The organism is Sphingobium sp. WR1 (assembly GCF_059693745.1).
In genome coordinates this window covers 1-4460 of record NZ_JCATID010000011.1, presented here as the reverse complement: position 1 = coordinate 4460, position 4460 = coordinate 1, and the positions used below count along the sequence as shown (strand labels likewise).

Sequence of the window (4460 nt, the reverse complement as noted above, 5' to 3'; positions counted from 1 at the left end):
CCCCCCCCCCCCCCGCGACACGGACGCGGGCGGTGGTGGCAGGCGGCTCGGGGCCGCCTGCCGTCCCGGTCAATCGGTATCCGGTCCCCAAAGCGGGCTGTTCTCCGGGTAGAACGGAGCTTCCAGCGCCTCCAGCGCGGCAATCACGGCCCACAGGCGGCGAATGTAGATTTCGGTGCGGCGCTGCGCGACAAGGATGCTCACCGCCGTTTCGTTCGCCTCCAGCCGTTGCACCGCATCCTCGAAGTCATCCCAAGGACCGAGGTTCTCCATCGGGATCACATCGCCGTCCTCGTCAAAACCGCCGTGAAGATAGGTCGGCGCATTCTTCGCTCGCTCACCGGCTTCCTCGGCTTCGCGGATCAGGGCGAAGACTTCGCGGCGCTCCCGCCAATATTCTGCGCTGCCACCGTCAACATGCTTGATCTTGTCCATGACTGTTTTTCCCTTCTGCAAATCGTCCGCAGGGCGATGGCCAGGCCATCGACCCTGCCTTCGCGGCGAGCAGCCGGGGGTGTGGGGGGCAGCAAGAATCTGCCGGAGTGGTGCGGGCGCAGGGAGCGCAGCGACTGAGCCACGGTTCGGCTGATTGTTGTTGCTGGGGAGCGGGGGCGGAGCGCCCTGATTCCCGCTCAAGCAAACGACAGCCGGGATACCGGCGCGGCCGTCAGGCCGGTAACTGCACCGTCAGTCGAACAGGTCGCCTTGCCGATATTCGGCAGGTTCCTCGCCTTCACGGCCCTGCCAGACGATACGGTCGCCCTCGTAGATCGTGACGAAACCCCATCCGCGCCGCTCCTCGTCGGTGGGCGGCGGCTTGGCCTCGAAATTGTAGCACCAGGACCGGCCCTTGGTGCCGGCGAAAGCAACGGGGCCGCCCGGCCGCAACATCACTCGGTCGCAAGCGCCCGAAGGCTCCGCGATGCGGCGGCGGATCACGCCCATCTGATAGGCGCGATAATCGCTTTCCTCGCGCTCGCTCGGCGGCCGCCAGTGTCGACATCGCCGGCAGCTCGCGCCGTCTGCGGGGCCTGGCCTGCGATCGTCGAGCGGCGGGCCGCCATTATGGCCAATGCGGTCGGGCATGGCGAAGATCCTTTTTGGGAGTGGGAAAAAGGAGCGCCCCGCCCATCTCGGGCGGGGCGCGGAGCCGGTCAGCTTGCGAGCAGCTCGTATTCGCCGGCCACCGTCTCGGACTCGAAAAGCCGGAGATAGACCGGCTGATCGACGACGGGATTGAGCTTGAACGAGATGTATTTGCGCCCCTCCTTGCTGGTCTTCCGCCAGGCGGCGCCGAACTCGATCCGTTCGTCGTCGGCCGCGACGATGCGGAAGTGAGGGGCCTTCTCGTTGTCCTGGTCCTCGATCAGGAGGAGCACGACCTGTTCGCGCTTGCCGAAGAAGCGGATTTCGCCGGTGAAGCCCTCGTCGGTGGAGGTGAAGTTTCCGCAGATCATAACGTCAGTCCTTTCTTGCCTCGGAGCCGCGCCTGTCGCGGTCTCGATGGCTGTCGATCGGACGGGGGACGGCCGGCCCGCACCCGCAGGGCGGAACGAAGTGGCTGGCGGCGGCGGGCGGTTTTTTTGGTTTCGCGATGCAAAGCCGGCATGGCCGGCGGCGGAAAAAAATCGCCCGGCGCCGTTGCGGGAAGACGGGCGGGCTTCGGCCAGACAAGCCTTTCGAGAGGCCGCGTGGCGGCGGTGCCGTGCAAGAACATCGGCCTGACGGGAAGATCGGAGGAGCTTTGCCGCCGCCGGCCGTGGCGGTGCTGGCGATGGTCTCGTGTTCGAGGCGGGCGTGACGGGAGGGTTTCGGGCGAGCGAGGTGCAAGGGCGACGTGGCCCCGGCTTTCGTGGGGGCGTGGCCGATGCAGCGGAGCGCGGCGCTGCCATGCGGAAATCGGCGGGAGGGACGCGGCCTGCGTGCCGGACAGGTTCAGGCCCAGCCTGTGCGATGCCGGCCTAGCGCCGGATTCGGGACCGGGATGTTGGCGATTATGGGCTGTCCGCGCTGGTCGGCGCAGCGCTCGCCCGAGATGGGCGGGGCGCTCCCTTCCCCGGCGTCCGGCTATGGGGACTCTTTCCCTTGCCCTATGTTCGTTATTTGTTCCAAGATGCGGCTTTGCGAATCGAGATCGAGGAACGGCGTATGAGCGTGATGATCCGCGGCCAGGACCGCACGAGATTGAAGGTGATGGGCGATGTCGAGGCCGAGCTGGCGGTTCCGGCCGACAGCGCGGGCCGCTGCTGGCTCAGCTTCTCGGACGGCACGCTGATCGAAGCGGCCTATGGCGAGGATCACGATTGCCGGTTCGCTGTCAGCGAGGAAGGCGCGGGGATCGTGCGGATTCAGCGCGACGGCGACAGCGATGTGTTGCGGCTCGACTGGCGCGTGGAATGGGTGACGGTGGCCGCGCCAGGCAACGCGGCGCGGGCAATGGCGCACGGCGAGCCCATGCCGCAGTTGCCCGGCCTGTTCGCGTAGCCGCTCCAAACTCACGGTCCTGCCAAACGGAAAAGCGGCCGCGCCCCAACCGGGCGCGGCCGCGAATTTTTGCGGGCTGCGAAAGGAAGGCCGGGACCGCCAATGCGGCCCCGGCCCGACGCCGTTCTATTCGGCGGCAACCGAGTAGGCGGCTTCCTCGTCCACCGGATCGGGGTTGGCTTCCACCGCTTCGGGTTCGGTCGGCTGCTCCACCGCCTCGACCTCCACGGCCTCGCCGTCCCGCGCTCCGGTATCGGGGGCCTCCGCTTCGGACGGCTGCGCGATCCCTTCGGCGTCCTCCGTCTCGACGGGTTCGGCCTCCGGCTCCGGCGTCCGCAACACAGCGGGAAGCCAGCCCTTCCCGACAAGACGCTGCTCGGCGGCTTCGGCCATTTCCGGCTTCTTCTTGTCCGCGATACGGCGGGCCGCATCCTCCGATACCCCTTCGGCCACGGCCTCAAGGATATGCGCCTTGGTGACACGGCCAAGGTAGCTGTCCACGGTCGGCGTCCAGTCCTTCGCCATGTCCAGCGCCAGCGCGGTCGCCAGCCTGTCCGCCGTTTGCAGCGTCCGGGGCTTGCGATCCCACGGCAGGCGCAGGGCGTTGACGGTGCGGGACGCGCAATGCGCCAGCAACGCCATCCGCTGCTCATCGTCCAGTGCGACGATGAAGCCCCACAGGTCGGCCACGTCACGCGGCATCCGCTCGGCCCATGCGTCATGCGCCTCGCTCGCTCGCGTCGCCAGCGGTGTATCCTCGATCCCCGCCGCATGACCGCCAAGCGGGGTCACGGTCGGACGGATTTCAAGGCAACCGGCCTCGGCGTAGCTGTAGAACAGTTGCGCCGTAAGCGTGTGGGTCAGGGCGATCAACGCAATGCCGGGCTGCTCGCCAAGCGCCACGCGAAGGGCCAGCGTCCGGTGGGCGGACAGGTCGCGAATGAGGCTGTCGGAAATGGGCTTGCCCGGTTCCTCGTCCTCATCCTCGAAATCCTGCACGTCCTCGTCGCCGTCCTCGGCCTGCTCGTCCTCCACGGCCTCCGGGTCGATGGCTTCTGCCTCGTCCTCGGGCTGCGGGTCGGCCAGCGCCTCATCCTCGGGACGGACGAAACCGCGCTCGATCCTGACCGTGCCGTCATGGTGAAGCACCACGAACGCCCCGCCATGCGCGATCACGTTGGCATCGTAGGCGTAACGCTTGGCCGAAATGGCGTCGATCTCATCGGACACCGCTTCCAGTTTCGCCGCCACGTCCTCGGGCATTTCGTCATAGGACGAATAGCCTTCGGCAAGCTCGTCATGCTCGGTGGACAGGGCCTCAAGCCGGGCCTCGTCCTCGTCGGACAGGTCTACGGCCTGCGGATAGAAGCGCCGCATACCGTGGGCGTGGGGATAGTCGATATGGGCCTCAACCCACTTCCACCCCTCGGCCTGCACTCCGTCCGCCACCTCGCGCAGCTTCTCGACGGCAAGCATGTCGAGCAAGCCCGCATCCTCGAAGAAACCGCCTCGATCCTCGCTGAACAGGTCGCGGATGATGTTGCCGCCCGCCTCAAGATAGGCGTCGGCCCCGACGAACACCGCACGGCGATCATCGGCGGGCACGTTGTTGGCGGTCATGTCGCGCCGAATGATCCACGGCTCCCGGTTGTGATGCAGGTTCTCGAACACCTGCTCCTGCCGGGCGTGGTCCTCGGTGATGGCGAAGGCCATAAGCTGATCCAAGGTCAGCCCGTCCTCGCGATAGACCTGCAACAGCTTCGGACTGACAGCGCCAAGGCGAAGCCGCTGCTTCACCACACCGCCCGACACGCCGAACCGCGCGCCGATTTCCTCCGCGCCCCATCCCTTGCCGTCCGCAAGCTCACGGAACCGCTCGAACTGATCGGCGGGGTGCATGGCTTAGGTCATGTGTCAACTGTCCTGTGAAGCATTTTCTGTCGGATATCCGTCAGTTTTTAGCCTTGACGTCGGGT

At 66.8% G+C, this 4460-nt stretch carries 5 protein-coding genes; 1 reads left to right on the top strand and 4 read right to left on the bottom strand.

Annotated elements, in window-relative coordinates; translation table 11 throughout:
* Window positions 1-69: 69 nt before the first annotated feature.
* The 3 genes from AC58EF_RS13915 to AC58EF_RS13905 form a co-directional block, all read right to left on the bottom strand.
* Window positions 70-435 carry a hypothetical protein gene (locus AC58EF_RS13915; protein ID WP_066765942.1) on the bottom strand — a complete coding sequence of 122 codons (366 nt, stop codon included), beginning with the start codon at window positions 433-435 and terminating at the stop codon, window positions 70-72.
* Window positions 436-687: 252 nt separating this feature from the next.
* Window positions 688-1086, bottom strand: coding sequence for a hypothetical protein (locus AC58EF_RS13910; protein ID WP_066765941.1), 399 nt, complete (start codon window positions 1084-1086; stop codon window positions 688-690).
* Window positions 1087-1154: 68 nt separating this feature from the next.
* Window positions 1155-1457 (bottom strand): DUF736 domain-containing protein, encoded by a 303-nt coding sequence (locus tag AC58EF_RS13905; protein WP_066765940.1) that lies wholly within the window; start codon window positions 1455-1457, stop codon window positions 1155-1157.
* Window positions 1458-2148: 691 nt separating this feature from the next.
* On the opposite strand from AC58EF_RS13905, the gene AC58EF_RS13900 reads away from it, so the two are divergent.
* Window positions 2149-2484 (top strand): hypothetical protein, encoded by a 336-nt coding sequence (locus tag AC58EF_RS13900; protein ID WP_066765944.1) that lies wholly within the window; start codon window positions 2149-2151, stop codon window positions 2482-2484.
* Window positions 2485-2610: 126 nt separating this feature from the next.
* Here AC58EF_RS13900 and AC58EF_RS13895 read toward each other — a convergent pair whose 3' ends face one another.
* A complete protein-coding gene (locus AC58EF_RS13895; protein ID WP_497276963.1) occupies window positions 2611-4383 on the bottom strand; it encodes a ParB/RepB/Spo0J family partition protein in 1773 nt (590 codons plus the stop codon).
* Between the last annotated feature and the right edge of the window lie 77 nt (window positions 4384-4460).

What these genes read in the sequence shown, in the direction of transcription:
- AC58EF_RS13915 (WP_066765942.1), bottom strand. Translation starts at nt 435, where the DNA reads ATGGACAAGATCAAGCATGTTGACGGTGGCAGCGCAGAATATTGGCGG.
- AC58EF_RS13910 (WP_066765941.1), bottom strand. Translation starts at nt 1,086, where the DNA reads ATGCCCGACCGCATTGGCCATAATGGCGGCCCGCCGCTCGACGATCGC.
- AC58EF_RS13905 (WP_066765940.1), bottom strand. Translation starts at nt 1,457, where the DNA reads ATGATCTGCGGAAACTTCACCTCCACCGACGAGGGCTTCACCGGCGAA.
- AC58EF_RS13900 (WP_066765944.1), top strand. Translation starts at nt 2,149, where the DNA reads ATGAGCGTGATGATCCGCGGCCAGGACCGCACGAGATTGAAGGTGATG.
- AC58EF_RS13895 (WP_497276963.1), bottom strand. Translation starts at nt 4,383, where the DNA reads ATGCACCCCGCCGATCAGTTCGAGCGGTTCCGTGAGCTTGCGGACGGC.